Source organism: Azoarcus taiwanensis (genome assembly GCF_012910885.1).
In the GTDB taxonomy this organism is placed as follows: Bacteria; Pseudomonadota; Gammaproteobacteria; order Burkholderiales; family Rhodocyclaceae; genus Azoarcus_F; species Azoarcus_F taiwanensis.
In genome coordinates this window covers 1-4635 of record NZ_WTVM01000207.1, presented here as the reverse complement: position 1 = coordinate 4635, position 4635 = coordinate 1, and the positions used below count along the sequence as shown (strand labels likewise).

4 protein-coding genes and 1 pseudogene are annotated in these 4635 nt (G+C 63.9%); 3 read left to right on the top strand and 2 right to left on the bottom strand.

All coding sequences use genetic code 11. The features are described from left to right. Nucleotides 1–726 (bottom strand): annotated as a pseudogene (locus GPA21_RS19370) (YgiQ family radical SAM protein); the annotation flags it as partial. Nucleotides 727–1092: 366 nt separating this feature from the next. Here GPA21_RS19370 and GPA21_RS19365 point away from each other — a divergent pair. Both GPA21_RS19365 and GPA21_RS19360 read left to right on the top strand, forming a co-directional pair. After that, nucleotides 1093–1272: a hypothetical protein gene (locus tag GPA21_RS19365; protein ID WP_168989715.1), complete on the top strand. Its 180-nt coding sequence runs from the start codon at nucleotides 1093–1095 to the stop codon at nucleotides 1270–1272. A gap of 118 nt (nucleotides 1273–1390) precedes the next feature. After that, nucleotides 1391–2029, top strand: a complete 639-nt coding sequence (locus tag GPA21_RS19360) for a DUF502 domain-containing protein (RefSeq protein WP_168989714.1) — start codon at nucleotides 1391–1393, stop codon at nucleotides 2027–2029. Nucleotides 2030–2035: 6 nt separating this feature from the next. Here GPA21_RS19360 and GPA21_RS19355 read toward each other — a convergent pair whose 3' ends face one another. Then, the gene (locus GPA21_RS19355; protein WP_168989713.1) at nucleotides 2036–3589 is read right to left on the bottom strand and encodes a diguanylate cyclase; all 1554 of its coding nucleotides are present in this window, start codon (nucleotides 3587–3589) and stop codon (nucleotides 2036–2038) included. Between the two features lie 261 nt (nucleotides 3590–3850). Here GPA21_RS19355 and GPA21_RS19350 point away from each other — a divergent pair. Next, a partial coding sequence (locus GPA21_RS19350; RefSeq protein ID WP_168989712.1) for an iron-containing alcohol dehydrogenase occupies nucleotides 3851–4635 on the top strand: 785 nt, incomplete at its 3' end.

Below are 4635 nucleotides of genomic sequence, written 5' to 3'. Positions count from 1 at the left end.
GGCGGCAGCGTTCGGCTCAGCCGGCTTGGCGGGGGTTTCCATCGCGTAGGGGTCGGGGTGGGTGACCAGCGCGCCGGGCTTGTCGAGGTCGAGCGAATCGATCTCGCTCCAGTCCTCTGCAGGCAGCCAACCCGGTTTGACCATGAAGGCGGTGCCACGCAGATCGCGGACGTCCGCGATCGGCTCACCGGCATCGAGCCGGTGGGCGAGATCGACCAGCGCCCGCTCGGCGTTGCCGAAGAGGAGAACGTCGGCCTTCGAGTCGGGCAGCACCGAGCGGCGCACCTTGTCCGACCAGTAGTCGTAGTGGGCGATACGGCGCAGCGAGGCCTCGATGCTGCCGATGACGATGTTGGCGTCCGAAAACGCCTCTCGGGCGCGCTGTGCGTAAACCGTCACTGCGCGGTCAGGCCGACGGCCGGCTTCGGCACCCGGGGTGTAGGCGTCCTCCGAGCGGATCTTGCGATCGGCGGTGTAACGATTGACCAGCGAGTCCATGTTGCCCGCGGTGATACCGAAGAAGAGGCGCGGCTTGCCGAGCGCCCGGAAAGGTTCGGCGCTTTTCCAGTCCGGCTGCGAAATGATGCCGACGCGAAAGCCCTGCGCCTCGAGCAAGCGTCCGACCAGTGCCATGCCAAAGCTGGGGTGGTCGATGTAGGCATCGCCGGTGACGATGATCACGTCGCACACATCCCAGCCAAGCGCGGTCATCTCGGCGCGGCTCATGGGCAGAAAAGACGCCGGCGACCGAGGCGGTCGGGCACGGGCGAAGATCGGTTCGGGCTGCGGATTCATCCTCGACATTGTACGCCGGAGGCCGTCCGAATCGCGGCTGAAGCCACTCCTTCAAGTCCGACGAACGCCTCAACCACGAGTGGAGCGGTGCAAGCCACGCCCCCCGGCGCCGAGCAGTCGACCGGCGTCGGCATTGATGCTGGCGGTCAGCGGCAACCGACGCGTTCAGCCGCGCCGAACACCGATCAATCCCACTGATGCGGGAACGAAAAAGTCTGATTTGCTGCACCGCACAACACGCTCTAGACTTGTCGGATTCTCCCAAAAGGAGATCGACCGTGAACAGGAGCATCAAGAATGCGAAATCAAGAAATACCCATCGACCTTACGGCGCTCATCCAGGAAGCCCGCGCACGCCGTGATCGCGTAGTTGCAGATCTCATTGCGGCGGCAGTGAAACGTGTTGTCGTGATCACCCGAAACGCCCTCTCCCGCAATCGCCCGCAAGTCGGCATGCATACCGGCAACGCACGCTGAAGCGCATTCGCGCGGCTTGACTTCCCCTCGCCCCCCAACCACACTCAGCGTGGTCAGCAGTCTGGGCTGAAGCACGCAGCGGCGGCCACGCCGAAGTATTGAGGGGACGACTGGAGCGATGGGCGTCATCACCAAGAACATCCTGACCGGCCTGATCGCGATCCTGCCGATCACGCTGACGATTTACCTCCTCTACTGGCTGGCGGTATCGAGCGAGGCACTGCTTGGCGGCCTGTTGCAGCAGTTGCTGCCGCCTGATCTGTATCGCCCCGGCCTCGGCGTCGCCGCGGGATTCGTGGTGCTCTTCTTCGTCGGCATGCTGATGCACAGCTACATCGTGCAAGGCTTGTTCGTACGCCTCGAACAGCTCTTTCTGCGCCTGCCTCTGGTGAGGCTGATCTACCCGGCAATCCGCGACTTCATCGAGTATTTCTCTCCGATGAAGAAGAAGGAGTTCGAGCAGGTGGTGTCGGTCGACCTCGGCGGCAAGGGCATGCGCGCGATCGGGCTGGTCACCCTCGCAGACAACACACGCATGCCCAAGGGCTTCGACGACGAAGGCAGTGTGCTGGTGTACCTGCCGATGAGCTACATGATCGGCGGCTACACGGTGCTGGTACCGCGCAGCGCGCTGACTCCGCTTGACATGAGCATGGACGAGGCGATGCGCTTCATTCTCACTGCTGGCGTCACCGGCGCCGGCCCGACAGCGGTACGCAGCGACATCGACATACCGAGTCGGCCGCCGGCGGCGTGAAAACCACTACTGCTCTGTCACCACCACCTGGTTTCGGCCAGCACCCTTGGCCTTGTAAAGCGCCTGATCGGCCAGATGGAAGACCTCGGCGATATCACGATCCGGACCCATGGCTGCGAGCCCAATGCTGATCGTCACCTCGAGCTCGGCGCCGCCGACCACAGTCTTCTGCGCCTCGACCTGCTGCCGCAGGCGCTCGGCGAGGTGACTTGCCGCAGACAGATCGGTCTCGGGAAGAATGACGCCGAATTCCTCGCCGCCAAGCCGGCCGGGAAAGTCCGTCTGGCGAATCGTGCGACGTATCACATTCGCCAGCGTGTGCAGCACCTTGTCGCCGGCGACATGGCCATGGACGTCATTGACCCGCTTGAAATGATCGATGTCGAGGATGAGCAGCGCGCCGGCGCTGCGGTTTCGGTCTGAACGCTTGTGCTCCGCCTGTAATCGCTCGAAGAAGCGGCGGCGGTTTGGCAGCCCGGTAAGCACATCGGTGTTGGCGTGGTACTGCAGCGTCCTTCGCTCGGTGATGTCGGACTGGATCGAGATGAATCCGGTCAGACATCCGGCTTCATCGTGCAGAGGCTGGATATCGAGATCGAGCCAGATTTGCCGCCCGTCCTTGCGCCGGCTAAGTACTTCGACACGACAACCGAGTCCCTCGCTCAGTCGCGAGCGCATCAATGCGATCGCCTCGGGGTTGGTTTCGGGCGCCTGGAACATGGCGGGTGAATGACCGATCACCTCCTCGGGGGCGTAGCCGGTGATACGGGTGAAGCCCTCGTTAACCCACTGAATAGATCGTTTCTCGTCGGTGATGACCACGGCATTCGTCGTACGGCGTGCGACCATCGCCAGCCGCTCCAGCTCACGGGCCCGCGATTGCAGGTCATGGTGGCTTCGCGAAAGCTGCTTTACGAAGGGCCTGAAGATCAGCATCGCCTCGGCGGCGAGTGTGAGCAAGGCAAGCAACCAGATCGCCTGTGCAATCCGCTTGAGGCCGACGACCTTCTCCTCGGAAAGCGCGCCCCAGGCGAAAACGATGTCGTCCATTCTTGTCACGAAATCGTGACTCAGCGCATGCGCTTCGCGCATCAGCGCTTGATCGGTCAATGCGTCTTCGTGCCCCGACTTCTGAATCAAGCCTGCAAGCGCCGCAACGACGTCATCGAGTGCGGAGAGCATCGCGACAATGCCGGGGTCGGACACCGGCGGCAAGCCGAGTTCGGTGCTTCCCGCCTGAAGGCCGACATGGGTCCGCTTCCAGCTATCCAGGTCTGACATCAGGCTGTCGCGAAGCACGGGCGCGGGACGCGATGGTTCGACCAGGGTCAGCTCGCCCAGGGTCTTGACCAGGCGCTGCGACAACATGCGCTGCCGGCCGGCGAGGTTGATGATGCGGCTGTCGCTGTCAGCTTCGGTAAGGGCCCGTACCATGACGAAGTGCCCCCCACTGACCAGCATCGCGATGATGACCAAAGCGAGGATATAGCGAGCGGTCAGGCGACGGGACGGGTTTTCCATCACATGTCCGCGCAGCTGCGGTGGGGTTGCGTCAACCATGTTCTGTCCGGTGACTTCTGATGAGAGGACCTCTCGCGAGCGTCGGGCGCTAAACCACACGTCCCCATTTCAATTCTCCACCGGACAATGGCGACTGCCTATGACAAAAGTCATGGCTGGGGCCAGCTGGGGAGTCGTCACCGAGGATCTGCTGACACGCACCGGGGCAGCGGCGCTATCATCGACCCGGGCAGTCGCAGCGGCGACTCCCCGACAACACACCGACAAGCGCCGGCCAGGACCGGCACGGAGGAGACCTCGATGGCTTGCTGTCACCATTACGCACTGGCCGAGGGCGGCGATGCCGTTTTCTCGGTCGATATCTCGGCGATCACGTTCGGCCCCGGCTGTCTGGCCGAAGCGGGCGACCATGCGCGCGAGCGTGGCCTGAAGCGGGTCGCGCTGTTTACCGACAAGCGGCTCGCCGCGCTGGCGCATGTCGACATCGTGCGGACCTCTCTTCGTGCCGCCGGCATTGATGTCGTGGTGTACGACGACGTCCTGGTCGAACCGACCGACGCCTCGTTCATGGATGCCGCCCGCTTCGCGGTGGAAGGTCGTTTCGACGGCTACGTGTCGGTCGGCGGCGGCTCGGTGATCGACACCGCCAAGGCGGCCAACCTCTACGCCACCCATCCCGCAGAACTGGCCGCCTACGTCAACGCGCCGCTGGGCGAAGGCCGTGCAGTGCCCGGCCCGCTGAAGCCGCACATCGCCTGCCCCACCACCAGCGGCACCGGTGCCGAATGCACTGGCATCGCGATCTTCGACTGGGTCGAACGCGGCGTGAAGACCGGCATCGTGTCGCGCCTGCTGCGCCCCACTCTGGCCTTGATCGACCCGACCACCACCTACACCCTGCCGCGCTCGGTGGTGGCTGCATCAGGTTTCGATGTGCTGTCACATGCGCTGGAAAGCTATACGGCGCTGCCGCATACCTGTCGTGCGAAAGCCGAGCGGCCGAGCCTGCGACCAATGAGCCAGGGCGCCAACCCGTGGAGCGACTTCGGCTGCGAGAGGGCGCTGCAACTGACCGGGCGCTACCT